Genomic DNA, 26,726 nt, shown 5'->3' with positions numbered 1-26,726 from the left:
TTTACCGGGCTTATTTTAACAGCTCATCAACTGAACCCTGCGACAGAGGATGGTAACCCGGCCGGGCTTTTTCGTATACGGCACGGGCAAAAGCCAGACCTTCCGGTGTTGTGGCCAGTTGCTTATACAAAGGAATGATCAGTTTGCGCCGGCCGATATTGATCAGGTAGCGCTCAAGTGGTGCGGCGATCTCCTGATAGCCGGTTTTCAGCGCCAGCAAGTACCAGGCGTGCGCGATCTCCGCATTGGTTGACTGTGTCAGGTTAAAGGCGGCATCAAGCTGCGCCATTTGCTCGGCGCTGATAGACAGCGGCAGGTTATTAATAAAATACAGCCACTCATGCACTGTCCAGTCAGCCGTTGGCAGCGAGTCTAAACTTGCAGCACCTGTCAGCCAGCTATCAAGTTGCTGTTGTACTTTATTAAATGCATCAGATTGTGGCTGTGGTGTGCCCTGTGGTAAGCCGGTACCGTAAATCCAGGTTTTGGCTTCGTCGTTTGACACTATGCCCGGGTATTTGCTTAGCAAATTCTGCTGCAGGTATTGCTCAAAGTCGGCGGTGGTGATGCTTTCAAAAGCGTGGTCGTCAAAGTACTGGCGTACAAAAGGGTCAAATTTGTCGCGGCCAAACTTCTGCTCTAAAAACATTAAGAATAACTGGCCCTTGGTGTATGGCACTCCGCTGAAGGCATCGTCCGGGTCACGTCCCTGCAGGTCAATGTGCAACACGCTGTCGTTAGCGCTTAAACTTTGCAGCTCTTCTTTTAAGCCCTGTACCGACAAGGCCTGTTCCATCACGGCGCGATCAACACCAAATACCTGCTCCATAATGCGGTTTTCAACATAAGAGGTGAAGCCCTCGTTTAACCAAAGATCGCGCCAGCTGGCGTTGGTTACCAGATTACCCGACCAGGAGTGTGCCAGCTCGTGTGCAATCAGGCTGACCAGGCTGCGATCACCTGCCACCACTGTTGGTGTAATGAACGACAGTTCAGGGTTTTCCATGCCGCCAAACGGAAAGCTTGGCGGTAACATTAACAGGTCATAACGGCCCCAGCGGTAGTCGCCATACAGCTTTTCAGTAGCGTCAATCATCGCTTGGGTGCTGGCGAATTCTTCTGCTGCGGCATTTAAAATATAAGGCTCTGCATAAACACCGGTTTGGTCACTCATAGCTTTGAATTGCAAATCGCCTGCGGCGATGGCGATTAAATAAGCCGGAATGGCTTTTGGCATAGTGAACTGATAGTCGCCGTCACGAATCATGCCCGGTTCATTATTGGCACTCATAATGGCCAGAACATCGTCGCTGGTATGAATGCGGGCGCTGTACGTCATGCGCACAGCCGGGGTGTCCTGAATCGGGATCCAGCTACGGGCATGAATAGCCTGGTTCTGGCTAAACATAAAGGGCGTAGTTTTACCGGCGGTTTGCTCTGGAGTTAACCATTGCAGGCCAGAGGCTTTATCGGTCGAGCTGTAGTACACCCGGATTGTCTGTGCCTGAAAACTTGGGCTTACTGTGAGTTTGCTGCCCAGTACATCGTCGCGCTTACCCAGCGTAAAAGGCACTTTTTGCCAGCTGCCATCGGCACGTTTGGCATAAATGCGGTCTATCTGCAGATCGCGGGTATCAAGATACAAGGTGGTACTGTTTGCATCCAGCCAGTTCAGCTGCAAATCGGCAAAGCCGGATAGTGCTTTGTGTGCAAAATCGACGCTAAGGTCCAGGTGCAAATGTTTAACGACAACATCGTCAATATTGGCGTAGGTGTAACTGTCGGTTGCGGCAAGCACAGAGCTGCTGCAAAGCAACATGGCAGCAAGGGGAAACACAGGGGCAGACATCAGAGTTTTCCTAAAAACAGACAAAAATGCAGTGTAAAGGCAAAGCCCGCATGAACACAAGGCTACAAATATTGACAATTCTGCCAGGCCGGCTCTGTTGTAATAAAGCCATTACGCCAGGTGCAGAATAAATTTAACAGTGAGGTATCTATGAAATTAGCAACCCGTATCAGCAGTGCAGTTTTACTTATCAGTAGCAGTGTTGCCGCCAGCCCGCTACCGGACTTTCCGTTTATTAATGTAACAGGTGAAGCCAAGCTGGACGTTGCGCCGGACAAAGCCCGTATTCAGTTTATGATCCGTCATACTGCCGAACGTGCAGATGCCGCAACCGAAGCCGTGTATAAACAAGGCCGTGATTTAATGCAGTTTCTGGCCTCTGTGGGCGTGAGTGAGGCCGATATTGATGCTGCGCAGATTAATAAAGAAGCATTGTACAAAGATTATAACGACAGAGCCATCACCGGTTACGAAGCCAGCCAGCCGATAACCGTTACGCTAAATCAGCTGACACATTATATCGATGTGATGGATTATCTGTTTAAACAGCCAAATGTGTTTTCGATCCAGGGCAGTTTTGACAGCAGCCAACGCGAAGAGCTGGAAATAAAATTAAGCCAGCAAGCCGGTGAAGATGCCCGTCGTCGGGCAGACCGGCTGGCCGGTGCGCAGGGCGTAAAAATTTCCACGGTATTTGCAATAACCGAAGCCGGCGGTTGGGGTCAACTGGCCGGTGATTTTGGCTTTAGCGGCAACGTGGTCAGTTTTGGTGCTATGCGCAGCAAAGCAGAAATGGCAGATGGCGGTGCAAACCTGGTGCTGCCAAGGCACATTACGCTGCAAAAATCCGTCAATGTGATTTATAAAATTAAACCCTGATCCCGGTTATCTGTCTCAAGCCTGTCGTTTGCGCAGGCTATATCAGGTAAGGTAAATGCTACCCTGTTGTAGCAAGGAAACCTGATGAGACGACAATTTACTTACCGCTTTGCAGCAGCGACGGCTTCAGTTGCCGCCAGTTTGCTGCTGGCATCTTGTGTTAATCACCAAGCCGCTGCGCCGGCAGATAGCAGTGCTAATCAATCTGCCGCGCAGACGGACCTGGTACAAACCGAATTTAGCCGTAATTTCTCCACATACTTTCAGCGCATTGCCTCAGATGAAATGCAGGGGCGGGCACCTGCGACTCAGGGGGAAGAAAACACCGTACGCTATCTGGAGCAGCAGTTTGCCCGTATCGGCTTAACGCCGTATAAAGACGGCAGTTACCGCCAGCCAGTGCCGGTGATGCAAATTGACCCGGTTAAGGTATCGGCGTTAACGCTGACTGACAGCAAAGGCGCCAGCAGTAGTCTGACGTATAAAACCGATATGATGGCCTGGTCTACCCGCATGCAAAAGCAAATTGATGTAGCTGACAGCGAGGTGGTGTTTGTCGGTTACGGTATTGTCGCACCGGAGTATAACTGGAACGACTACGCCGGCCTGGACGTAAAAGGTAAAACGGTGGTGATCCTGGTGAACGATCCGGGGTATGCCACGCAAGACCCGGCACTGTTTACCGGCAACGCCATGACGTACTACGGCCGCTGGACGTACAAATACGAAGAGGCGGCGCGTCAGGGCGCGGCTATGGCGCTTATCGTGCACGAAACCGATGCGGCCAGCTACGGCTGGAATGTCGTCGCCGGTACATCGCCGATCCGGTTTGAACTGGCTGCCGAGCACAAAAATATGCACAAAGCTCAGGTAGAAGGCTGGTTGTCGCTGCAGGCGGCAGAACAGCTGTTTGCACAAAACGGCACTTCGCTGGCGAAGCTGCGGCAGCAGGCGCTGAGCAAAGAGTTTCAGCCGATCAGGTTTAAACAGCGCGCTTCTATCAGCATTAGTAATAACCTGCGCCAGCTGACGTCGAACAACGTCATTGGTTATATCGAAGGCACAGAGCAGCCAGATGAAGCCGTGATCTATATGGCGCACTGGGATCATTTCGGCCTCGATTTCAGCCGGCCTGACGACAAAATTTTTAACGGCGCCCAGGATAACGCCGGTGGTGTTGCCGCCCTGTTAGCACTGGCAGAGCAGTTTAAAGCCGGCCCGGCTCCAAAACGCTCGGTAGCGTTTTTAGCGGTAACGGTGGAAGAGCGTGGTTTGTTAGGTTCTGCCTGGTATGCCAATAACCCACTGTTTGATTTAAATAAAACCGTAGCCGGCATTAATATGGATGTGATTAACGTCTATGGCCCGATGCGCGATGTGATGGTATTTGGTTACGGCAGCTCAGAGCTTGAACCTGTACTTAGCCGTTACGCTAAAGCGCAAAACCGCTATATAGCACCGGAACCCACACCGCAGGATGGTTTTTACTACCGCTCTGATCACTTTAACCTGGCGAAAAAAGGTGTGCCTATGCTGTATGCCCGCGGCGGCATCGATAGCTTTGAGCATGGTAAAGACTGGGGGCTGAAGCAGCGCCAGCGCTATGTCAGTGATTATTACCATAAGGTGACGGATGAGTTTGACCCGGCCTGGGACTTACGTGGCGCCCAGCAGGACCTGTTTCTGTATTTTCAGGTAGGTAATGAACTGGCGAACAACAATAGCTGGCCAAACTGGCTTGAAGGGAAAGAATTTAAAGCGGTGCGCGATAAGTCGCTGAGCTCAAAACCTTAATTGCGTTTTACGCCACAGTTGTACCGTGGCGTGTAGTTTGGCTTATCTGAACAACACTTGTTATCTGGCAGTGCTTTGGTTATGTTGGCGCTATTAGGTGTTCGCTAAGCGTGACTATGATTGATCTTTCTGCCATTAAGTTAACTGAATACAGCCACGGCGCAGGCTGTGGCTGTAAAATATCACCTCAGGTGCTGGATAAAATTCTGCAATCCAGCCTGACATTTTCAGACCCCGGTTTGCTGATAGGCAATAGCAGCAAAGATGATGCTGCAGCTTATGATTTAGGCGATGGCACAGCCATTCTCAGTACCACCGATTTCTTTATGCCTATCGTTGATGATGCCTTCGATTTTGGCCGTATTGCGGCTACCAATGCTATTAGCGATATTTATGCCATGGGCGGCAAGCCTTTGCTGGCGATCGCTATTTTGGGTTGGCCTGTTAACAGGTTACCGCCTGAGTTAGCACAACAGGTGCTTGAAGGTGCGCGCCATACCTGCAAAGACGCTGGCATTGTGCTGGCCGGTGGCCACAGCATTGATACCCCTGAACCGATATTTGGCCTGGCGGTCACCGGGCGGGTAGATATCAACTATTTAAAACGTAATAACACGGCCAAAGCCGGTGACAGGTTATATCTGACCAAGCCGCTCGGCATTGGTATTTTAACGACCGCGCAAAAACAGAAGAAGTTACAGCACAACCACAGCGACATAGCGCGTGACACCATGGTGCAGCTTAACCGTATTGGTGCCGATATTGCCCGGCTGGATGGTGTAAACGCCATGACGGATGTTACCGGTTTTGGCTTGCTTGGGCACTTGATTGAAATGTGTGAAGGCAGTGGGCTGAGTGCTGATCTGGACAGCCAGACAATACCGGTGCTGCCATATGTCAGCGATTATATTGCCAGGGGTTGTGTGCCGGGAGGCAGTGCGCGTAATTTTGCCAGTTATGGTGGCAAAGTATCGCCATTAACCGAGGCGCAGCAGGCATTATTATGCGATCCGCAAACCAGCGGCGGCTTGCTGATTGCGGTTAATGCTAAGGCGGAAGATGCACTTATTCATCTGGCCGTTGCGTACGATTTAACCTTAGCGCCCATTGGTGAGCTGAAAGCTGCACGCAAAGGCCATCTGGTCAGGGTGCGTTAACGCACTTTATGGCAGAGCATTTTCCGTTAGTTGACGATTATCAGCACATTCTGCGGCTGCAGTTGCCGCTGCTTGATGTGCGTGCCCCCGTCGAGTTTGGCAAGGGCGCATTTAACCGCACCGTCAATTTGCCACTGATGAACGACGCCGAGCGCGCAGCGGTCGGCACCTGTTACAAACAACACGGGCAGCAATCCGCTATTGCCCTTGGGCATCAGCTGGTCAGCGGTATGCTAAAGCAGCAACGTATTGAAGCCTGGCTGGATTTTACACTGCAGCACCCTGACGGCATTTTGTACTGCGCCCGTGGTGGCCTGCGCTCGCAAATTGTGCAGCAATGGCTGGCAGAGCAGGGGGTGGTATATCCGCGAGTTAAGGGCGGCTTTAAAGCACTGCGCCATGCCGCGCTGCAGGTCATTGACCAGGCAGCGTCGCAGCCCTTGCTATTGCTGGCGGGGCCGGCAGGCAGTGGTAAAACCCGCTTGTTGCAGCAGTTGAAAATGCTTGATCTGGAAGGGTTAGCGAATCATCGCGGTTCTGCTTTTGGCCAGCAATTGACACCACAGCCGCCTCAGGTGCAGTTTGAAAATGAGCTGGCCGCGGCTATTTTGCAGGTGCGTGAGCTGAAGGCAGATTATCTGTTACTGGAAGATGAAAGCCTGCTGATCGGTCAGCGCAGTATTCCGCATCGCTTATATCAGGCCATGCAGCAAAGCCCGGCGCTATTACTTGAAGAACCGTTGGAAAAACGCATCGAAGTTATACTGCATGACTACGTCACTGATGTTTTGGCAAAAGCCAGCAAACACCATGCTGAAACGGCATTCAGCGTGCTAAGTGCTATGCTGCAACAGGGGTTGGCGCGCATCAGTAAACGCCTTGGCGGGGCTTTGTACAGTGAGTTACGGGCACTGCTGCTGCAGGCATTGGCCGAACAGCAATGCAGTGGCGATACCAGTTTACACCGGGTGTGGATCAGCGCTTTGCTAACGGATTACTATGACCCTATGTACCGCTATCAACTGCAGAAAAGGGCTTTGCCGGTATTGATGCAGGGCAGTGCACCGGCGCTGGCAGACTGGTGGTACAGCAACAATAAAAGGATAGACTGATGGTATCGAAGTGGGGCTGGCAATTGTTAAAACTGAGCCGTAAGTTGTGGGTGCGGACGGTTTCATTTGCCGTGCTGGCGCTGATTTCGGCGATGGTGGCTATCGCTGTACAGCCGTTTATCCCGGAATCGCTGTCCGATATTATCGGCGCCGGCGCGGCAGAGAAAATTCTGACCATACTGGCCTCCAGCATGCTGACCGTTACCACCTTTTCGCTCAGCGTGATGATAGCGGCGTTTAGTGCCTCTACCAATAGCGTGTCGCCACGGGCTACCCGGCTGCTTATGGAAGACACCACCACGCATAATGCTCTGGCTACCTTTGTCGGCTCATTTTTATTCAGCATTGTCAGTATTATTTTGCTTAACACTGAGCTTTATAACAAGCAGGGCAAAGTGGTACTGTTTTTGACCACTATCCTGGTGATCGTACTGATCGTCGTTACCATATTAGTGTGGATCAATCATTTATCCGGGCTTGGCCGGGTGGGGGAGACTGCACGTAAAGTAGAAGACGAAGCCTACGCGGCATTAACCGCTTTTACTAAATGCCCGTGGTTAAATGCTAACCCGCTGAGAAGCCTGAGCCAGATCCCTGATGGCGCCAAAGCGGTGCAAACAGAACGTATTGGTTATATCCAGCATATTGATATAAAAGCGATTAATAAATGGGCTGAGCAACACAGCTGCAAGGTGTATGTGGTCGTGCGGGCGGGCGTTTTTATTGACCCACACCGGCCGCTGTTATGGGTTGACGGCGCAGATGCTAACCTTGGTTACAATGAGCTGTTGGCGGCTTTTACTATCGAAGACTTTCGTACCTTTGATCAGGACCCGCGCTTTGGTTTACTGGTGTTAGCAGAGATAGCGTCAAAAGCGCTGTCACCGGCAGTGAATGACCCCGGTACGGCTATTGAAATTATCGGCCGTGGCACCCGGGTGCTGACCAACTGGCAAAGCCCGCAAGATGATAAAGCCCAGATAGATTATCCTCATGTATGGCAGCTTGGCCTAAGCCTGACGGATTTATTTGATGACTTTTACACACCTATTGCGCGTGACGGGGCAGCAATGCTGGAAATTCAAATCCGGCTGCAAAAAAGTTTTATTGCCCTTAGCCAGATAAATACCGATTTTAAACCACATTGCCAGCGTCACTCTGCAGCAGCCCTGGCCAGAGCAGAACATGCTATGGCCTACAGCGAAGATATTAAGATCCTGGTGAAACTGCACCAGCAATTGCAAGACAGTTAACATTGGGCTGACGCTGCAGTAAGGGCTGTTATCACCCGGGTAGAAGGGCTGGCAAAGCCGGATAAACCGGCTATAGTATTTCGTTATCTGAGCTAATAACATCAACACCTTATGAATAAATATCTGACCGAAATACGCTGGGGTATTATTTTTACTGCCGTAATGCTGCTGTGGATGTGGGGTGAGCAATTAGCAGGTTTACATGGCCGGCACATCGCACAGCATGCTACTTACACTAACCTGTTTGCGATACCGGCAATACTTATTTATGTGCTGGCACTGAGGCAAAAAAAGCAGCGCGATTACAAAGGCAACATGGACTGGAAACAGGGTATGCGTGCGGGCCTGCTGATCACACTGGTGGTGGTATTGCTAAGCCCGCTGGCACAGTGGCTTACCCACAAGGTGATTACGCCGGAGTATTTTCTAAACGTGCAGGCTTATGCGGTTTCCCAAAACATGATGACAGCAGAACAAGCTGCGGAATATTTCAGCTTAGGTAACTATATCCTGCAAAGCATGATTGGCGCTGCCATTATGGGCATTCTGACTTCTGTGATAGTGGCATTTTTCCTGCGAACTAAGAGCCAGGCCGCCGGATGATGTTATTAATAACCCTTGGTATACCAGTGGTTGTTATATTGTTTGTCGCCTTTGCAGTTAAGCTGAAATCCCCCTATAACTATCTGCTGATTGCTACCCTGTCGGTGTGTTCAACATTCGTGCTTGATTTCGTTTCCTGTTCAGTAATAAGAACTCAATGCGAACCCGATGCGCTAAGTGCCGTGGCTTTTGTGACGCACCCGGTTTCAGTCTGTTTTATTACCGTAATCATTTACAAAGTGATATCTGAAAAATGTTTTCTTGAATAGCACAATTGCCAGTGCTGGCTATTTTGCAGCATAAGATGCATTTTACTGCTGCCGGATGCTGTTGCCGGCTGTACAATAGCGCACCCTTATCGCTGGTGCTTTCGCTCAATGTCTTTACCTTCTGTCTCTTCGGCTGATAAACCGCTACGCGGTATTTTGTGTATGGTGCTGGCCGTGGCGCTGTTTGCTGCGATGGATGCGGCAATGAAGTCGTTAACCCCGTATTACAGCGCCATGCAAATAGCCTGCTTGCGCGGCGCTTTGGCCTGGCCTTTGGTGGTGGCGTGGCTACTGAGCACCGGGCGACATAAAACCCTGCTCAATACACGCTGGAGCTTACATTTATTGCGCGCTGTGCTTGGGGTTACCATGTTATGGGCTTTTGTGTTCAGCCTGCAAAGCCTGGCACTGGCAGAAGCCTACACTATCTTTTTTACCGCCCCGCTGCTAATTACAGCGATGTCGGCTTTCTGGCTGAAAGAATATGTCGCGCCCAGGCATTGGGTGGCCATTGCACTTGGCCTTTTGACCGTAACTTATATGCTAAAGCCCGATAGCGATAAGCTGCTAAGCCTTGGCGCACTGATGGCGCTGCTGGCGGCATTTTGTTATGCCGTGTCAGCGATTACCGTGCGTATTCTTGGTCGGCGCGAAGGCACCGGCAATATGGTGTTCTGGTTGATGACGTTATTGTCGATTGGCGCCGGCGTGTTAGCCTGGCCTGACTGGCAGCCACTTCGCAGTGAGTTATGGCTGAGTTTCGTACTGATTGGCGTCACCGGCTTTGGTGGCCAGCTGGCCGTTACCGAAGCGTTTAAAGTGGCACCTGCGGCCATCGTTGCACCATTTGAATATCTGGCACTGCTATGGGGGATTGGTTTTGACATAGTGTTGTGGCAGCTTTACCCACAACTTTCTACCTTAATTGGTGCGGGTGTCATCATGTTAAGTGGCTTATATCTGTTGTGGCAGCATAGAAGTTAAAAATATTCCCATAATCTGAATAGTGAAATTTAAGTTTTTCTAATATATGGTCGCTATACTGGATATCAAAGTTTAACGGTGATGGTAATTGGGAGAGTCGCAGCAGATGTTACGCAAATTAAAAGTAGGAAAAAGACTATCGCTTTCTTTCGGCATACTGGTTCTGGTTAGCGTCATTGTTGGCGTGGTAGCTATGGTAAGATTTGCTGAAACTCAAAGCAACATTGATAACATCGCAGACCGACGATTACCTGCGACAATGTTAGTCGCGGAAATGAATCGTGAATTTATGTCTATCCGTCTAACAACACTCAGCATGTTGATTGCGAAGACCAGTGCAGAGCGTCACAATCTCGAACAAGCGTTAGCGTCAGTGCAAAATGATTATCTACAGCTTTCTGAAAAAGCATCAGAATTCCATAAAACAGCAGCCGGAAAAGCAGTTTTCGACAAAGTTGTGGCTGCCCGTCAGGCCTATGACAATTTACATAAACAGTTATTGCAGCTAATCCGTGACGGAAATCTTGACGAAGCATTACAATTCCGTGAACAGGGGTTTGAACAGCTTTCGGCAAATATGACCCAAGCATTAGCAGAGCTGGCGCTATATCAGAAAAACACCGCAGAAACCCAAGCTGATAGCGCCCAAAAAAGTATCTTACTGGCAAATACCAGCATGATTACTGTCATTATTCTGGCGATTGTGTTTGGTGCTGTTTTAGCATTTTTCTTTAGTCGCAGCCTTACGCAACCAATGAACAATGCCGTGCTGATTAGCCAGCGAATCGCTGAGGGGGATTTGACTCAGCAGTTCGATGATCAGGAACCCGATGAAGCCGGCGAAATGATTCGCGCTATGGCCAGAATGCAGAAACAACTACGTCAGACGATCCATGAAATTAGTCATTCCTCTTCGCAGTTGGCGGCAACATCGGAAGAGCTTAGTGTTGTAACCGAGCAATCCTCCCGTACGTTGCATCAGCAAAGCACCGAGCTGGATATGGCCGTTACCGCCGTGACTGAGCTCACGACGGCGATAGAGGATGTTGCCCGCAATGCACTTGAAACATCACGCAATTCATCAATGGCGGATGATGAAGCAAAACAGGGGAAACAGCGGGTAGATGTTGCAGTGGGGTCAATTCGTACGCTTGAAAGTGATTTACAACAAGCGCAACAAGGTGTAGCTCATCTGGTAGAACGGGTTAGCAGCATAGGGACGGTGTTGGATGTCATTCGTGCTATTGCAGATCAAACCAATTTATTGGCACTGAATGCCGCTATTGAAGCTGCACGGGCGGGCGAAAGCGGCAGAGGGTTTGCAGTTGTAGCAGATGAAGTGCGGGCTTTGGCACACCGCACTCAAGACTCAACCAAAGAAATTGAGAAAATGATTCTGTCAGTGCAGGCAGAAACGAAGCAAACTGTTGAGTCAATGGCCAGCAGTAGTAATGTTGCTACGAAAACCCGGCAGGATTCTGATGCTGCAGGCAATGCCTTCACTGAAATTGCGAGCGCGCTGGGGCAAATTAACGGACAGAACCTTACTGTTGCCAGTGCTGCCGAGCAACAGGCGACGGTTGCCAGGGAAGTCGACAGAGGCTTACTGAATATCCGTGAGTTATCCCTACAAACGGCGGAAGGGGCAAATGAAACCCAAGCGTCGAGCGCCGAGTTAGCGCGCCTGGCAGAACAATTAAATGAGTTGGTAAGTAAGTTCCGGGTTTGACATCTTATAGCGTTACCGCAGCCAGTGAAGCACTGGCTGCGGTTTGCGCTTTTATTGTCCGGCTATCCACTCCAGCGTCAACTGCTCCAGTAGGTCCAGCGGCAGGCTGCCATTTTTCAGAACCTGATCATGAAAGGCGCGGATATCAAATTTATCACCTAACTGCTGCTCAGCCTGGGTGCGTAGCTGACGGATTTTTATCTCACCAATTTTGTACGATAACGCCTGTGCCGGCCAGGTAATGTAGCGGTCTATCTGCGCTTCAACCTCAACCATGGTCAACGCCGTATTGGCTGCCAGATAATCTATCGCCTGCTGGCGGCTCCAGCCCAGTGCATGCATACCGGTATCTACCACTAAACGGCAAGCCCGCCAGGCTTCATAAGTTAAACGGCCGAAATCGCTGTAAGGGTCCTGATAAAAGCCCATTTCTTTACCCAGACTTTCGGCGTACAGCCCCCAACCTTCACCATAAGCGCTGTGGTACAGGGTTTTACGAAACTCTGGTATGTCCATCTCCTGTGCCAGTGCGCTTTGCAGATGATGCCCGGGTTCGGCTTCATGAAAGGTCAGCGCTTCTAAATTGTACAGCGGCTCGCTTCTGACATCATTGGCGCCGATAAAATAGGTGCCTGATGTGGTGCCGCTACCATCAGACGCCACGTAGTAAGCACCGCCGCTGGGGCTGGCTTTAATGTCAAAAGTGTTGCGGGGCAGGGTGTTAAACCATTTGGGCAGCTGGCCGGCCATTTTACGTGTGATAAAGGCGGCTTTTTCCATCAGTTGCTGGCCTGAGCTGGCGTAAAATTGCGGGTCGGTGCGTAAAAAACTGACAAATTCAGCAAAGCTGCCGTCAAAACCAACCTGCTTAATAATGGTGTCCATTTCGCTGCGGATGCGTTTTACTTCATTAAGCCCCAGTTGATGAATTTGCTCCGGCGTCATACTGGTGGTGGTATAAAAGTTAATCAGGTACTGATAGTACGCCGCGCCATCTTCCAGTTGGGTAATACCAACCTGCTTACGGCAAGCCGGCATGTATTGCTGGGTAAAAAACTGATACAGCTTTTTGTATTCTGGGATCACGGTGTCTTTAATCAGTTTGCTGCCTTGCTCGGTGTAATAGCGTTGTTGCTGTGGGCTAAACTGCGCCGGTTGGCGTGACAGTGGTGCATAAAACACGCTGTCGCTGACGTTGTCGACGATGTGCTGGCTAATGGTTTTATCGTAACTTTTAAAGCTTTCACAATAGTGGGTGTAGCCTTTAGCGATGGCTTGTTTCAGATCATCCATATGCTGCTGGTTGTAGCGTGGGAAGTCGGCCAGGCTGATAAGGTAGTTGTCGTAATCTGCCTGGGTTAAAAACGACATATTGTCCGGTGCCGCGGCAAAATAGCTGTGATAGCCAGCGTACGCCTGCATAGGAAACAGATGATCAAATTGCTTGTAGCTTTGCGCTTCGGTTTGCCGCTCGTAGCGGAATAACCGCAGCGTGACTTTATCCGCTTCAGACAGTTCGCGCTCATTAATTCCTTCAAGCCGCTTTAGCATTTGCAGGTTAAACTGCTCACGTCTTTCACGCCCCGCGGCAGACACATCCGGCAATTTGCCATTCATGCGAAAGGTGTCCGGGTCTTTGCGAAAGAAGATTTGTTCTTTATTGGCTTGTTGCCAGTGCTCGCTAAGCAGACTATCCAGCTGTTGTCCGGCACTTTCGGCGAAGGCATTTTGCTGGCTCAGGCCAAACAGTAAAACTGTAAGGCTTAATCGTAGGGTAGGTGTTATTGTCAGGTTCATCGTCAGGCCACAGTGGGTTACAGATTGTGGGCTGTTATATCACAGCCGGGTAAGTCCCGGCCATGTTTGCAGGTAAAGTGTTGTTATAAATAAGCCGGGCGGGTACTGGCTTTGCCCCCTGGCAGTGAGTAGCGCAGGATACGCCAGAACACTGTGCCGTACTGGCGCAAAAAACTGCCGGTGTTGTAAGGAATGTTAAAGCGCGCAGCAATCGCCTGCACCTGGGTTGCCAGGGCCGGGTAGTGTCTTGCGGGAATATCCGGAAACAGGTGATGTTCAATCTGGCAGCTTAAGTGGCCGGTCAGTATATGCAGCCAGGTTGGGCCGGTAAAGTTGGATGAACCCAGCATCTGGCGGTAATACCACTGGCCACGGCTTTCGTTTTCGCATGCTTCTGCACTAAAGGTATGGATATCGCGGGTAAAGTGGCCACAGAAAATGACGGTCGATGTCCACAGGTTTCTTATCAGGTTAGCCAGAGCGTTGCCGGCCAGTACCCATAACCACATCGGGCCAGCAATAAGCGGAAAAAACAGGTAGTCTTTAATCAGCTGACGTGCGCCTTTACCGAAAAAAGCTTTTTTTAGCTCGCTATCGGTTACCTGGCTATGGCGGCCGGCTTTTTTCTTGCCAAAAAACACCCGCTGTGCCGCCAGCTCATGGTAGGACACGCCCCATTGAAACAGCATGCTTAGCAACAGATAAGTGCCACCTTGCCACAGGTTACGCAGCCGCCAGCGAAAGTCGTTACTCAGGCGCAATAAGCCGTAACCAAAATCACGGTCTTTGCCGATGATATTGGTGTAGGTGTGGTGCTCAAAGTTATGGGTACGTTGCCACGAGCCAGCGTCGCAGGCTATGTCCCATTCAAAGCGTTTAGAGTGTAAAACCGGATCGTTCATCCAGTCATATTGGCCGTGCAGCACATTGTGGCCAATTTCCATATTGTCGAGAATTTTCGCCAATGCCAAAAGCACCACGCCCGCCAGCCAGAGCCACGGCGTGATAAAGCCCAGCACCATTAATATGCGGCCACTGATGGCAGCTAAGCGCTGGCACAACAAGACACGGCGGATATAGCGCGCATCGGCTTCGCCTATCTGTTGTTTTACCTGCAATTTCAGCGTATCCAACTCAAGCGCTAATGCATCAAATTGTTCGGTTGTCAGTTTCATTTAGGAGGCCTGCTAAAGCTTAATCACCAGCTCAGTAACGGGCTGGCTGATACATAACTGGATTTGTTCACGGCCATGGCCGCTTAACTGGCCGCTGCGCATGTCACGCACCTGGCCGGACACCTTTTCGCACACACATTGGAAACACACTCCCATGCGGCAGCCAAAAGCAGGGGCTAACCCTTGCTGCTCAGCGCTTTGTAACAGGCTTAACATACGGGGCAGCGCCATCATCTTAGGAAGGCCTGCGACAATAAAGGTGCTGTTAATTTCATCCTCTGCACTGCCATGGGCGGCGTTTTGCAATAAGGGCGCAAACTGTTCGCAGTGGATCTGTGCTCTGCTTACGCCATGCGCAGTCAGGTTGGTAGTAATGTGCTGCATAAACATGGCCGGGCCGCAAAGATAAAATTCGCGTTGTAACGGCTGTTGCATCAGCCTGGTACTGAATTCGGCTGCTGTTTCAACCCGGCTGTCTGATAGCTGCAGGTTAAACAGCGGGTTGCGCTGTGCCAGCTGTTGCAGCGGGGCAAGCAAGGCCGCATTTTCATTGCCGCGCACCCTGTAGTGCAATGTCACTGCTGACAACCAGTGACGCTGACTAAGCAGCATCGAGGCGACAGGCGTAATGCCAGAGCCCGCAGCGATAAAAACCGTACTCAGTGCCGGTTGTTGCCAGACAAAGTCACCTTGTGCTGCGCTGATACTGAGCCACTGGCCTTTCGTCAACCCTGGCAGTAGTGGCGTAAATTCACCCTCCCGGCTTAGCTTGCAACACAAGCTAATCTGGCCCTGACTTTGCCACAAAGAAAAGCTTGAGCAAATACTGAAAGGGCGGGTCAGGTAACGGCCATTATGCTTTAAGGTGATATTAATATGCTGCCCCGGCACAAAGCCCGGCCAGCGCTTTGACAGCTGCAGTGTCAGCTCAATCATGTCAGCCGTTTGCCATGCGATTGCGACAATTTGTGCACGGTATTGGCCGGGCAAAAAGCCCGGTTTTAACCATTGCATTAGGGGGAACAAATACCGTGTCAGGCTGGGCTGATTACCCAGCATCAGACAAAACGCACGCCATGACCGTGCTAATAACGCTTTCACTACATATTAATCCGCTTGGTTAATTTCAGCGTACAGTTGTACACTAAAATATCTGGTATGGCCAGTTAAATTAATATGCTGCTCAAGGCGTCTTATTTATCTATTTGAAGAATATGGTTAAATTATTAATCTCAGTTGTAGTTATTCTTTGGTTAAGCGAACAGTTGTTTATTTTTTCTGGCTGGTTAGGTTTGAGGCCAGCGCCAGGACCCGCTTTTCTTCATTATCCAGCACCACTGCACCTGTGCCTTCGGCGGCCAGTTTGTCATCCGGGTTGTACAGCGGGCACTTCGTCATACTCAGGCAGCCACAGCCAATGCAGCCTGTCAGGTAGTCGCGCAGTTTTTGCATGTAGGCAATACGCGCATCAAGCATCGTGTGCCAGTTCTGTGACAGCTGTTGCCAGTCTTCAACGGTTGGGGTGCGGCTATCGGGTAACGACAGAAAAGCCTGTTTTACGTCTTCCAGGCTGATGCCCACTTTCTGAGCCGCTTTAATTACGGCAATACGGCGCAAGACATCAGGTTTATAACGGCGCTGGTTACCGGCATTGCGCCAGCTTTTTATTAAGCCTTTTTGTTCATAAAAATGCAGTGTACTGACATTCACGCCACAGCGCTCAGCCACCCGACCGACACTCCACGTTGCTTCCGACATAAGCTCTCCACAGTATTTTGAATTTTTTAGTAAAAAACACTTTACCTTAACTTAGGTTAAGGTTTTACCCTGCCTGTCGAACTAATTCAAGCAAGCCTGAGGAGACTTTTATGTATTTGGAGCATGTAAACCTGGTGGTGTCCGATCTTGATGCCATGCTTAAATTTTACCGCGCCGCTTTTCCGCACTGGCGCATCCGCGATGAAGGCAAGGGCGAGTGGTATGGTAAGCCGAGGAACTGGCTGCATTTTGGTGATGACTATCACTACATAGCGCTAAGCGATCACGGTGAGGGTGCTAACCGCGAATTAGCCGGGCACAGCGTTGGTTTTGCGCACTTTGCCTATGTGACAAATAATCTGGATGCGGTTATCAGCCGCTTGCAGGCCGCCGGTTTTAGCATTGCTAAAAATGGTGCTGATGACCCTTTTCGGAAGAATATTTATTTTGTCGACCCGGCGGGTTTCGAAGTGGAGTTTGTTGAGTATTTAAGTGATATCCCCGCCCAGCGCAATTTAAATCAGGATAAAGCCCGTCAGGAGGTACTATGAGAATTCTTGCTTTTGCTGCCAGCAATAACCCGCAATCAATAAATCAGCAGTTGGCCGTTAGCGTTGCGCAGTTGCTGCCACAAGCGCAGGTGACAACACTCAATATTGATGACTACGAGTTACCGCTATACAGTGAGCGGCGTGAAGCTGAGCTTGGTTCGCCGCCCCAGGTGCAGGCATTTTTACAGCAAATAGCGGCAGCAGATGGCCTTATCGTCTCATTTGCCGAACATAACGGTACTTTTACCGCGGCTTTTAAAAACCTGTATGACTGGGCCTCGCGCAGCCAAAAACGTATTTTTCAGCATAAACCAGCGCTGTTTCTGGCGGCAGCCCCGGGCCCGGGGGGCGCGCAAAGTGTGCTACAGGCAGCAGTAAAAGCCGCACCTTTTATGGGCGCAGAGCTTAGCGGGGCAGTGTCGGTGGCGAATTTTTACCAGGTGTTTGATACCCAATATCAGCAACTGAAAGACGCAACGCTATTTATCCAGCTGCAAACCGCTGCGCTAAATTTACAGCAACAGATTTTACAAGCCAAAGCCGCTTAACAGCGGCGTTTGGGCTTTTTAAAACTGCACATAAATATGGGTGATTGATAAAGCCATTAATACTCGGGTAAATGATATTTGAAAATGCACTTGCTGGCAGTTAGGCTGGCTTTACTGACAATTGAAAACCGGTAGCCTGTATAAATGGAACTGATACCTGATCTGGACTGGAACATCGTCGTGCTGCATATCCGCGATTTAATTATTGCGTTTGTGCTGGCATTGCCCATCGGCTGGGATCGTGAAAAGCACGAGCGCACCGCAGGTTTGCGTACCTTTCCGCTGGTTGCTGTTGCGGCCTGTGGCTATATGCTGGTGGGGCTGCAGGTACTGACATCAACCGATGCGGAAGCCCGGGTAATGGAGGGGATCATTACCGGTATTGGTTTTATCGGCGGTGGCGCCATTTTAAAAAATATGGTCAAAGGCGAAAGTTTTGTCTCTGGTACCGCAACGGCGGCGGCATTATGGTTAACCGGTGCTATCGGTATGTCTGTCGCGACCGGGCGGCTTGAGATAGCGTTAATCTTAAGTATGTTAACGTTTTTCACGCTCAGAATTATGACGCCGGCGAAAAGTTTGATCCGCCCGCCAGAGGACAAATAAAAACCGCTGCCTGACATAATGGCAGTCAGTTAAGCTTCTTGCTGCCATCGGTTTGCCCACGCCAACACGCCTTAAACCCAATCCCTGGGGACTCCTCTCAGCCCGTCCAGGGCTGAGAGGGTTGGCTTAGGGCAAACCGATTCTGCTTAAATGAACAGCATTACTGCATAGCAGCGGTTTTGTCCTTCGTTACCTGCTTACAACCCCAGTTTGCTCGGCATGGCCGGTGCTTTGCTGTGGTCAGTTGGCGGATTGGCCTTAAGCTCGTTCAGCGTATGGGTAATGGCGCGTTCTAACTGTACATCTATGCCTTTATTTACCGCTATCGGATCCAGTTCTACCTCGATATCCGGTGCTACGCCTTCGTTTTCTACCCGCCATTCACCATCCGGTGTATAAAAACGGAAGAACGGCACAACGTGGAAACCACCGTCAATCATCGGCGGGTTAGCTGAAATACCAATTAAGCCACCCCAGGTACGGGTACCTATAGTTTTACCCAACTTCAAGCGTTTGAACGCCCACGGCAGGAAGTCGCCGCCTGAGCCGGCATCCTGATCGATCAGCATGGTTTTCGGGCCGTAAATACCACCACCCGGCGTGGTAAACACTAAACCGTCACGGTCTTTCCAGCCTGACAGGAACTGTCGGCCAAGAATTTCGGTGATGTAATTCGCTGCCTGGCCACCGCCGTTTTTGCGCTCGTCCAGAATGACGGCCGGTTTATCAGTTTGGGCGAAGAACATACGGTTGAAGAAGTAAAAGCCGCCATCTGCGGTGTTCGGCAGGTAAACGTAAGCGACTTTGCCATCGGTCTTTTCGTTTACCAGCTTACGGTTATGTTCAACCCAGTGCCACAGCCGCAGTTCACGCTCGTTAGCTACCGGCTCAACCACAATATTGCGCTGGTTTTTACCGCGGGCATCATCGGCGATAGTCAGCACAACCTGTTTACCCAGGGTGTTATCCAGCAGCGCATAAACGTTATCGTTGCTGCTAAGCGGCTTGCCGTTCACTGCCAGCAGGTAGTCGCCGGCTTTTGCACTGGCACCGGGTACATTTAACGGTGCCTGTAAAAACGGGCTCCAGCGGTCCCCCTGATACACTGTTTTAAACTGATACTTACCATTGCTGATGGTAAAATCGGCACCCAGCAAACCCGCTTTGCTCGAACCTTCCTGGTGCACATCGCCACCGCCAATACGGTTGTGGCCAACCTGCAGTTCGGCAATCATTTCTACCAGTACATCGTTTAAGTCTTCGCGCCGTTGTACATGTTTGAGCAGTGGCTGGTACTTATCGTATATTGCCTGCCAGTCAATGCCGTGCATATTGGCATCGTAGAAATATTCTTTCTGCATACGCCAGGCATCATTAAATATCTGTTGCCACTCCTGAGCCGGGTCGATAAAGCTGCGCACTTCTGCCAGCGATACGGCTTTGGCTTCTGGCTTGGTTTTCGCATCACCCACTTCCAGTTTATTCGGCATACTTACCAACAGCAGTTTTTTGCCGTCACTGCTGAGGTTGTAGTTGGCAATACCCTGTTTCACCACTTCAGCTTCTTTTTCTTCAAAGTCAAAGCGATACAAGGTGCTGCTGTTATCTTCATCCCTGCCTGGTGGCTCATTGCTGCTGCCCGGCTGCGGATGTTCCAGATAAAACAGTGCGCCATCTTCAGCTACGGCCAAAGTGTCGTAGTTACGCTCGGCAACGGGCAGGGCAATAATACGCTGTTGTAAGCCTGCTAAATCAATATCGACTGCTTTAACTGTTTTGTCGGCATCTTTTTCTTTACTGTCTTTTTTGTCTTTGCTGTCGGCTTTTTTCACCGGCTCGTCACCCGTTTTTGGCAACAGCGGCGACTTACCCCCGCTTGACAGTACATAGGCATAAATCGCTTTACGCACCGGCCTTTCGCGGGTAGATAAATCCAGGCCAACCTGAGACGGGCCGGTATTCACCGAGGCGGTAAAATACAGGTAGTCCTGGGTGAACACCGGGTCACCTGCGTGGCTCATGCCATCGGTAATACTGACGGCTTTATTGCTGGCGAAGTCGAACAAGCGGATTTGGCTAAAATAATTGGCGCCTGCTACGGTATAAGCCAGATAGCGGCTGTCCGGTGAAAACGATACGCTAAAGCCATCACGGCGCTGCGAGCTGTCGATTTTCTGGCTGCGCTTGGTGCTTAAATTAAACACATACAGGTTCAGGTGGTTGTCGTGGTAAGCAATCAGGTTGCCGTCCGGCGAGAAACTCAGCAGGTTAAAATAGCCACTGTCAGACAAGTCATAGCTTTGTGGCTTGCTTAAGCCGTCCTGTGCCTCCAGCACCAATTGGTGTTTATTGCCGGCATCGGATATATAGGCTACTTTGCTGCCATCCGGGCTCCATAAGCCGTCGAACTCGCGTACGCCGCTGCTTTGTGTCAGGTTGCGGCTGCTGCCATCTTTTACCGGTACAGTGAAAATATCACCGCGGGCACTGACAACGATACGTTGGCCGGTGGCTGATAAACCGGCGCGGGTTAAGGTTTTGCTGGCATCTTTCCACTGTGGCCGCTTTTGCGCTGATTGCATTTTTATATCGACAACAATAGGTGTGCTTTTACCACTGCCAACATCATAGCGGTGTAAATAGCCGCCAGCTTCGTACACTATGCTGTCGCCATGGCCTGCTGCGCTGCGTAAGTCCCAGTCTTTACTTTGTGTCAGTTGCTCCACCTGTTTGTTACGGTAACGAAATAAATTAACCGCCTGGTTATCGCGGTCAGATAAAAAGTACACCGTGTCATCCAGCCAGAATGGGTTAAATTCATTGGCATTAGGGTGCGGGATCTTCTCCAGTTGTTGTTTTTCCAGATCGATAATCCACACCGGTGGTGTACTGCCGCCGCGATGCAGGCGCCAGCCACTCGGGCCGCTGTAGGCCATATTATTCGGCCGGTACGCCAGTTTGTTACCGCCATTGTTAAGCTCGCCTTCGAAGGCAACGGCTTCCATCAGTTTTTCAGCAAAACCGCCCGTTACCGGCACACTGAACAGCTGATTACTGCGGCTGTTAGCTACTTCACGGTTAGAGGCAAAAATGACGCTTTTACCATCCGGGCTCCAGCCGTTAACTGTGTCGGCACCGGGGTGGAATGTCAGCCGGGTGGCTGCGCCGCCGGCAGTAGGCATCACATAGACATCGGTATTGTTGTCATAGCTGGCAGAGTAAGCAATCCATTTGCCATCGGGTGAGAAATGCGGCGCAAACTCGCTGGCCGGATGGCTGGTGAGCTGGCGTGGGTTTTTGCCATCTTTGTCCGCCAGCCAGATATCACCGCCGTATACAAAGGCTAAATGATTAGCTGATAAATCGGGCTGGCGCAGCAGGGCGGTGCCCTCGGCAGCCATTAATGGCGCTGTCGCCAGCGCACAGAATAGGGCAAGGTAACGTGGTTTAAACATAAAAGATCCCTGTTGTTATGGTTCTGAATCGAGAACAAGTAAAGCACATTGCTATAGCTGGGGAAAATGCGATGTTGTAACAGAGCGTGTCAGTGTGGAATTTTTCTTTGCACCAGGGGTCTCAAAGCCAGATATAAAATACCGGAGATAATAATGAATACTAAAGGTTTATTAGATCAGTTGTTTAAGCAAGGTTCTGAGTTGTTATCAGGGCAGGGCAGCAACACTGGCGCAGCCAAGGGCTTTTTATCCGGCAAAGGGGGCGCCGCCCTGGCCGGCGGTGCGCTGGGGCTGCTACTGGGCAGTAAAAAAGGCCGCAAAGTCGGTGGCAAAGTATTGACCTATGGCGGCTTAGCGGCACTTGGCGTAGTGGCGTATAAGGCTTACAGTAACTGGCAGCAGCAACAGAACAGTGCTGCTGTGCAGCGTGAGCCGCAGCGTGAACCGCAAACTATAGACCAGCTACCGGCCCCGGAGGCGGAGCAGCACAGCCACGCTATTTTGCGCGCCATTATTGGTGCCGCTAAAGCCGACGGCCATATTGATGACAAAGAGCGGCAACTGATAGACAATGAAATTGCCCGCCTTACCAGTGACGATGCGCTGCAACACTGGTTTGATGCCGAACTGAAAAAGCCATTGGACCCAGCAGAGATAGCCAGCAGCGCGGCCACGCCTGAAATGGCAGCAGAGATGTATCTGGCCAGTGTGCTGGTGGTGGATGAAGAGAACTTTATGGAGCGCAGTTACCTCACGGAACTGGCGCGGCAGTTAAAACTGGACCCGGCGTTAAAAGCCGAGCTGGAGCAGCAAGCCAAACAAGCAGCAGCTGTTTGACAAAAGAAACACCCGGTTCACCGATGGCTGTACTCTTTCCCATCCTTATCACGTTAACAACAGGCTTAGCCGCTGTTTAAACAGCCAGTAGCTAAGCCTGAGTTTTTCCACAACAACTTGCGGGTGCAATACCCGCAATTCTCAAGTATCAATTTCGCTACAGAATAAAAATTGTTGATTTACATTTAACTGGCGGCATAGACTGGTTTCAATTTTGGAACTTGCGGGATCTGTTAAACGCAACTTGCGGGGATAGCTACTTTGAAAAAGTTACTATACGAGCGCATTATTTCTGAGAATTGAAATATGAAACAACAGAAAGAATCTCTTCGCCTACTAGAGGAAGCATTGAAAGAACTTGAATCACCGAAAGGATCTGTACTTTCCGCGATTCAAAAAATATCAAGGGCTTCTGTGATCATGGACAATGCAGAAATACAGCTCTGGTGCTTGATTCAATTAGGAGAGCAAAAGTATGCAACTGCACTTAGAAGGTTTGTAGATACTTTAGTAGTAATGGTAGAAGATGATTCCAGAGAGGTTCAAGAAGAACTCGCGGAGTATCAAAAAGAAATTGATAATCTCGGGTTGAAAGCCGAAGTTCACTATACAACCGAAGAGCTAACGGCAAAATATCCAGAAAGTGGTGGTGGTTACGTTAATATCGGCTTTGTAGAAGAGCGATATGCTGATCTGGTACGAGCAAAGAGAGGAAATGACGGAACTTATTATAAAAATAATCTTAATAACCACATAAACTACGTCCGTAAAAAAGCGCACCAGCTAGCATCGGGACTGTTTAACCAATTAAAATTCTCTGGCACCGTTAGTAATTGTTTTGACTTACTCAAAAACGAAGTTGATGACAAATTACTAGATTTAGATCCTGTTCTGGCGGAACAGTTAATGCTTGCCTTTAAATCTGTTTCTTCTGCGAAGGAAGAAGAATGGTCACAGGCTCTAACCACTTGCAGAAGACTCCTCGAAGGTATCGCTGATAAATTGCAGCCAGCGTCTGAGCAGAAAATAAATGGAAGAGTTCTGGGCCAAAATCAGTATGTGAACAGAATCTGGGCTTTTATGGATGTAGCGATTGAATCTGATAGCAATAAAGCCTTAGCTAAAACTCATGTAGATTTCTTGGGTTCATGGTTGGAAAAAATTAACAAGCTAAACAATAAAGGTGTACATGCTGAACTTGGACAGTTAGAAGCGACAAAGGCGGTTTTTCATACTTACTTGGTAATAGCTGACATTCTGGAATACTTAGGAGATGTATCAGGTGCCACAGAAAAACCAGATATCAATACAGCTACAATTGATGAGCTAGAAGCATTGCTTTCCATAAGCCGCAATACAGCTAAAGAGATCTTCAAATATAGAATTAAAGAAGGCGCTTTAGACATAAAGTCTCTTTCCAAAATTAACGGTGTGGGTCCAAAGACCATTAATAAAGCTAAAGAAGAGTTTATTATTGATGAGTAAGCGTATAACAAACGCGCCAATTAGGACGCTCGCAAGCTCGCGACTATTACGCGGGCGATAGAACAAGGAGGTGATTTTGAAATACATAGTTTGGATTTTTCTGATGTGGTGCTGCCATTTACATGCAATGGAAGATGTCAGTATTTCACTTGCAAATAATTCTGCGGCCGAGCAAGAAAAGAAAGCGCAGATATTGCGATTAATTGAGCAGTACGATCTGGAAAAATGGTGGTTCACCGAAAAAATAGTCATAGATGAGGCTACAACAAGTCCTTTTAGTCATCCTGTTTTAACGCTTGGAACTTCCAGACCACATGCCGATCTTTCTGGCTTGTCTCAATTGCTGCATGAACAAATTCATTGGTATGAAGACTCTAGGACAGAGCAGGTTAAAAATACAATATCAGCACTAAAAAAACTCTATCCAAAGGTACCAGTAGGCTACCCAGAAGGGGCCAGAAGTGAATTTTCAACTTATCTTCATTTGGCGGTTTGTTTAATGGAATTAGATGCACTTACCACACTTGTTGGACAAGAAAAAGCTAGAGACGTAGTCGCTAAAAACGGCCAGTATTTCTACAAATGGATTTATAAAACCGTTTTGCAAGATGGCGATAAAATCAGAGATGTTTTAGAGAAAAATGGTTTGTATATTTAATCATGTCTTATAACAAACGTACTCCAAAGCGCCCACTGTGTGCCCTGGACTTCAACCCCTGCGCGGCTTTCGGCGCTAAATTTGAGCATTAGGTGATCATGCGAGTGCTATTTTTATCATTAATATCCATTTTGCTTTCGGCTTGTGCTGATCTGTGCAGCGATGAAGTAATTAGTCGGGCGGTTGACCCGGAGAAAAAAACTGCCGTTATATGGCTGAATATTAAAAAAAGGAGTTTTAATGAAAAAGTTGATTATTGCTTTAATAGGGCTGGTATTGTTCAGCCCCGGTATGTTAGCTGATGATTTTAACTACGATGCGTTCGTTAAAGCGTATTACGACGCACATTTAAAGACGCAGCAGCCGGATGCGACTGCAGAAGACCTGGAACACTATTTATCTTTTCTTACCGATGATGTTGGTAATCAGCATTTTCCCAATGCGCCCGATGATTCGCGTGAGCCGGGCGGTAAAGCCCTGATGCGTAAAGGCATGAGCCGCTATCTTGGTGTGCACAGTGAATATAAGGCTGAACTTATCGACTACCAGTACGGTTATAACGCTGTTGCATTAAAACATAAGTTTTCAGCCAGGGGTAAGCGCTCAGATGGCTCGGAATTTAGCTACAGCAAAGTCGCGCTGGATGTACTTGAACTTGAAAACGGCAAGGTATCTGTTATCCGCCGCTACAGTGAGTAACTGCAACAACAAGCCAGTGCAACTGCCAGTACACGATGCTGGCTGGTTGCCTGAAACACGCGGTGCAGAGCACGGCGGCATTGCCCGCGAATAATCCTCTTTTACACATGCACTGCACAGTTATCTGTGTGTCATGGCTTCGCAATACTTTTTTACAAATCTTCATATAAGTTTTATCTAAGTTTTATTCCGATTGGTAAAAAATGTGCTATTTTACTGCGGTTATATCGTAAATCCGCTACTTATATCGCTCATTTTATTGCTCAATTTACCGTGCGATCGTGCTTCAGCTGTGCTGATGCGATGGGCGCCGGTCAGCTAAAGGTGCTTTTATGACAAGAACGTCATTTTATTCCCGCGCAGCGTTAACCTCTGCCTTGCTATTGTCAGTGTCAGCATTAACCGCTTGCTCCGACCCGTCTGCCAATGCTGAAGGGGCTGCTGCCGGTGGCATGCCGCCAGCGTCGGTTAATGTGCTGACAGTTAAACCGCAAAGCGTGCCTTTACTGATTGAAACGCCAGCGTTACTGGCTGGTTCGCGCGAAGTTGAAATTCGGGCGCGGGTGTCAGGCATTGTTGAGAAACGCAACTTTAATGAAGGTGCGAAAGTTGAGGCCGAACAATCACTGTTTAGCCTGGATGCGGCCACTTTTGAAGCGACAGTTAACCGCAATAAAGCTGAGCTGGCCGCGGCACAGGCGCGCCAGACTCAGGCTGAGCGCACCTTAAAGCGGCTGGATAAACTTCGTAAAGACGGTGCGGTGTCGCAGCAGAGCCTGGATGATGCGTTGTCTGCAGTTGACGTGGCCAAAGCCGATGTTAAAACCGCCGAAGCCATATTGCAGCAGGCACAGGTACAGCTAAATTACACTGAAGTACGCTCGCCGATTAGCGGCGTGGTAAGCCGTGAACTGGTGTCTGAAGGCAGCCTGTTGCCGGGGCCCGAGGTACTGCTAACCTACGTTACCCAGCTGGACCCTATGTATGTGCGGTTTTCTGTAGCCGAGCGCGATCAGCTGCGGCTTAGAGCCGAGGCACAAAGCGGCAAAGTAGATTTGCCCGAGCAGTGGCAGGTTAAAGTGCTGCTGGCCAATGGTGATGTGTATAACCAAACCGGTATTGTCGACTTTTCTGATGTACGTATTAACACCCAAACCGGTACCAGCGAAATGAAAGCCGAAATTGCTAACCCTGACGCCTTGCTGCGCCCGGGGCAGTTTGTGCGTATTCAGCTGGAAGGCGCAGTGCGCCACAACGCGATAGTGGTACCGCAAAAAGCCGTGCTGGATGGCGGTACCGGCAAGTTTGTTTATGTAATGGCCGATGGCGAGCATGGCGGCAAGGTGGCTATGCCGGCACCGGTTGAAGTGGGCGAGTGGGTAAAACTAAACGGTGAAAACGGCTGGGTAATTAAAAGCGGCTTGAAAGACGGTGACGTGGTTATTGTTGAAGGCATGGCGCGTATTTTCTTCCCTGGCATGCCGGTACAGCTGGCACAAGAGCCAGCAACTAAAGGCTAACAGGCAAG

22 protein-coding genes are annotated in these 26,726 nt (G+C 49.7%); 16 read left to right on the top strand and 6 right to left on the bottom strand.

From position 1 onward, the window contains the following. Nucleotides 1-10 precede the first annotated feature (10 nt). Nucleotides 11-1,849 (bottom strand): M1 family metallopeptidase, encoded by a 1,839-nt coding sequence (locus AC5SV9_RS02740; RefSeq protein ID WP_475151896.1) that lies wholly within the window; start codon nucleotides 1,847-1,849, stop codon nucleotides 11-13. Nucleotides 1,850-1,999: 150 nt separating this feature from the next. Between AC5SV9_RS02740 and AC5SV9_RS02735 the strand changes: the two genes are divergently transcribed. The 8 genes from AC5SV9_RS02735 (at nucleotide 2,000) to AC5SV9_RS02700 (ending at nucleotide 11,629) form a co-directional block, all read left to right on the top strand. Then, nucleotides 2,000-2,728, top strand: coding sequence for an SIMPL domain-containing protein (locus AC5SV9_RS02735; protein WP_475151893.1), 729 nt, complete (start codon nucleotides 2,000-2,002; stop codon nucleotides 2,726-2,728). A gap of 84 nt (nucleotides 2,729-2,812) precedes the next feature. Further along, nucleotides 2,813-4,522, top strand: a complete 1,710-nt coding sequence (locus tag AC5SV9_RS02730) for a M28 family metallopeptidase (RefSeq protein WP_475151891.1) — start codon at nucleotides 2,813-2,815, stop codon at nucleotides 4,520-4,522. Between the two features lie 116 nt (nucleotides 4,523-4,638). Beyond that, nucleotides 4,639-5,679, top strand: coding sequence for a selenide, water dikinase SelD (selD, locus tag AC5SV9_RS02725; RefSeq protein ID WP_475151888.1), 1,041 nt, complete (start codon nucleotides 4,639-4,641; stop codon nucleotides 5,677-5,679). An 8-nt stretch (nucleotides 5,680-5,687) separates the two neighbouring features. Then, a complete protein-coding gene (gene mnmH / locus AC5SV9_RS02720) occupies nucleotides 5,688-6,791 on the top strand; it encodes a tRNA 2-selenouridine(34) synthase MnmH (protein WP_475151885.1) in 1,104 nt (367 codons plus the stop codon). After that, nucleotides 6,791-8,044 carry a DUF2254 domain-containing protein gene (locus tag AC5SV9_RS02715; protein ID WP_475151883.1) on the top strand — a complete coding sequence of 418 codons (1,254 nt, stop codon included), beginning with the start codon at nucleotides 6,791-6,793 and terminating at the stop codon, nucleotides 8,042-8,044. Before mnmH ends, AC5SV9_RS02715 begins: the two co-directional genes overlap by 1 nt. Nucleotides 8,045-8,155: 111 nt before the next feature. After that, nucleotides 8,156-8,647, top strand: a complete 492-nt coding sequence (locus AC5SV9_RS02710) for a DUF4199 domain-containing protein (RefSeq protein ID WP_273020625.1) — start codon at nucleotides 8,156-8,158, stop codon at nucleotides 8,645-8,647. A gap of 377 nt (nucleotides 8,648-9,024) precedes the next feature. Next, nucleotides 9,025-9,900, top strand: a complete 876-nt coding sequence (locus AC5SV9_RS02705; protein ID WP_475151880.1) for a DMT family transporter — start codon at nucleotides 9,025-9,027, stop codon at nucleotides 9,898-9,900. Nucleotides 9,901-10,006: 106 nt separating this feature from the next. Next, nucleotides 10,007-11,629 carry a methyl-accepting chemotaxis protein gene (locus AC5SV9_RS02700; RefSeq protein WP_475151877.1) on the top strand — a complete coding sequence of 541 codons (1,623 nt, stop codon included), beginning with the start codon at nucleotides 10,007-10,009 and terminating at the stop codon, nucleotides 11,627-11,629. Between the two features lie 51 nt (nucleotides 11,630-11,680). Here AC5SV9_RS02700 and AC5SV9_RS02695 read toward each other — a convergent pair whose 3' ends face one another. The 4 genes from AC5SV9_RS02695 to soxR form a co-directional block, all read right to left on the bottom strand. Beyond that, on the bottom strand, nucleotides 11,681-13,426 hold the full coding sequence (locus tag AC5SV9_RS02695) for a DUF885 domain-containing protein (protein ID WP_475151875.1): 1,746 nt from the start codon (nucleotides 13,424-13,426) through the stop codon (nucleotides 11,681-11,683). Between the two features lie 83 nt (nucleotides 13,427-13,509). Beyond that, nucleotides 13,510-14,601, bottom strand: coding sequence for a fatty acid desaturase family protein (locus AC5SV9_RS02690; protein ID WP_475151873.1), 1,092 nt, complete (start codon nucleotides 14,599-14,601; stop codon nucleotides 13,510-13,512). Nucleotides 14,602-14,613: 12 nt separating this feature from the next. Then, nucleotides 14,614-15,702: a flavin reductase family protein gene (locus tag AC5SV9_RS02685; RefSeq protein ID WP_475151871.1), complete on the bottom strand. Its 1,089-nt coding sequence runs from the start codon at nucleotides 15,700-15,702 to the stop codon at nucleotides 14,614-14,616. Between the two features lie 168 nt (nucleotides 15,703-15,870). Continuing rightward, nucleotides 15,871-16,359: a redox-sensitive transcriptional activator SoxR gene (gene soxR, locus AC5SV9_RS02680; protein WP_475151868.1), complete on the bottom strand. Its 489-nt coding sequence runs from the start codon at nucleotides 16,357-16,359 to the stop codon at nucleotides 15,871-15,873. A 110-nt stretch (nucleotides 16,360-16,469) separates the two neighbouring features. Between soxR and AC5SV9_RS02675 the strand changes: the two genes are divergently transcribed. The 3 genes from AC5SV9_RS02675 (at nucleotide 16,470) to AC5SV9_RS02665 (ending at nucleotide 18,064) form a co-directional block, all read left to right on the top strand. After that, nucleotides 16,470-16,910, top strand: coding sequence for a VOC family protein (locus AC5SV9_RS02675; protein ID WP_273020634.1), 441 nt, complete (start codon nucleotides 16,470-16,472; stop codon nucleotides 16,908-16,910). Continuing rightward, nucleotides 16,907-17,458, top strand: coding sequence for an NADPH-dependent FMN reductase (locus AC5SV9_RS02670; protein WP_273020636.1), 552 nt, complete (start codon nucleotides 16,907-16,909; stop codon nucleotides 17,456-17,458). Before AC5SV9_RS02675 ends, AC5SV9_RS02670 begins: the two co-directional genes overlap by 4 nt. A gap of 144 nt (nucleotides 17,459-17,602) precedes the next feature. Next, a complete protein-coding gene (locus tag AC5SV9_RS02665; protein ID WP_226765713.1) occupies nucleotides 17,603-18,064 on the top strand; it encodes an MgtC/SapB family protein in 462 nt (153 codons plus the stop codon). Between the two features lie 197 nt (nucleotides 18,065-18,261). On the opposite strand, the gene AC5SV9_RS02660 is transcribed toward AC5SV9_RS02665, so the two are convergent. After that, complete coding sequence (locus tag AC5SV9_RS02660; RefSeq protein ID WP_475151864.1) at nucleotides 18,262-21,519, bottom strand: S41 family peptidase; 3,258 nt, start codon at nucleotides 21,517-21,519, stop codon at nucleotides 18,262-18,264. Between the two features lie 153 nt (nucleotides 21,520-21,672). On the opposite strand from AC5SV9_RS02660, the gene AC5SV9_RS02655 reads away from it, so the two are divergent. The 5 genes from AC5SV9_RS02655 to AC5SV9_RS02635 all read left to right on the top strand — a co-directional run bounded on the left by AC5SV9_RS02655 (nucleotide 21,673) and on the right by AC5SV9_RS02635 (nucleotide 26,718). Beyond that, nucleotides 21,673-22,356 (top strand): tellurite resistance TerB family protein, encoded by a 684-nt coding sequence (locus AC5SV9_RS02655; RefSeq protein ID WP_475151862.1) that lies wholly within the window; start codon nucleotides 21,673-21,675, stop codon nucleotides 22,354-22,356. A 306-nt stretch (nucleotides 22,357-22,662) separates the two neighbouring features. Continuing rightward, the gene (locus AC5SV9_RS02650) at nucleotides 22,663-23,841 is read left to right on the top strand and encodes a ComEA family DNA-binding protein (protein WP_475151858.1); all 1,179 of its coding nucleotides are present in this window, start codon (nucleotides 22,663-22,665) and stop codon (nucleotides 23,839-23,841) included. Between the two features lie 76 nt (nucleotides 23,842-23,917). Beyond that, a complete protein-coding gene (locus AC5SV9_RS02645; protein ID WP_475151856.1) occupies nucleotides 23,918-24,499 on the top strand; it encodes a hypothetical protein in 582 nt (193 codons plus the stop codon). A gap of 240 nt (nucleotides 24,500-24,739) precedes the next feature. Then, entirely contained in the window at nucleotides 24,740-25,198 is a 459-nt protein-coding gene (locus AC5SV9_RS02640; protein ID WP_475151854.1) for a nuclear transport factor 2-like protein, read from the top strand. A gap of 332 nt (nucleotides 25,199-25,530) precedes the next feature. Then, nucleotides 25,531-26,718 (top strand): efflux RND transporter periplasmic adaptor subunit, encoded by a 1,188-nt coding sequence (locus AC5SV9_RS02635; protein ID WP_273020650.1) that lies wholly within the window; start codon nucleotides 25,531-25,533, stop codon nucleotides 26,716-26,718. Nucleotides 26,719-26,726 lie beyond the last annotated feature (8 nt).

The sequence above is a fragment of the Rheinheimera sp. ATLC3 genome (genome assembly GCF_059429535.1).
Note: the sequence above shows the minus strand (reverse complement) of the source record. Positions and strands in the feature narration are given on the sequence as shown.